Annotated in this window: 1 pseudogene; it reads right to left on the reverse strand. The window is 67.3% G+C overall.

Annotation, left to right across the window (positions count from 1 at the left end):
• Positions 1-297, reverse strand: a pseudogene (locus tag MIC448_RS14335) (hypothetical protein); the annotation flags it as partial.
• Positions 298-300: the final 3 nt, after the last annotated feature.

The raw sequence follows: 300 nt of genomic DNA on the forward strand, positions 1-300 counted from the left end.
GAGGAACGCGGTCTCATAGGGGTCGGTGATCCGCTTCTCAATCAAGCTCATGACCGGGACGGTGATCTGCACAGTGGCGCGGATCGCACCCAGGTCCGTGGGACCGCCATCGTGCGCGGTGGGCGCGGCCGTGAGGAGGAGGTCGCCGAGGATGTCGGCGCGGATCTGGTCGGTGGTTCGCACGTCCGCCGTGTCGGTGTCTTCGCCATCCGTCTGCGCCTGTGTCTGCGCGTGCGCGTTGGGCTCTCCCAGGCCATCGGACTCGCCACGGCGGGCGTCGATGACAGAACGTGCCATTTC

The organism is Microbacterium sp. C448 (assembly GCF_000582705.2).
GTDB classification, from domain to species: Bacteria; Actinomycetota; Actinomycetes; order Actinomycetales; family Microbacteriaceae; genus Microbacterium; species Microbacterium lacus_A.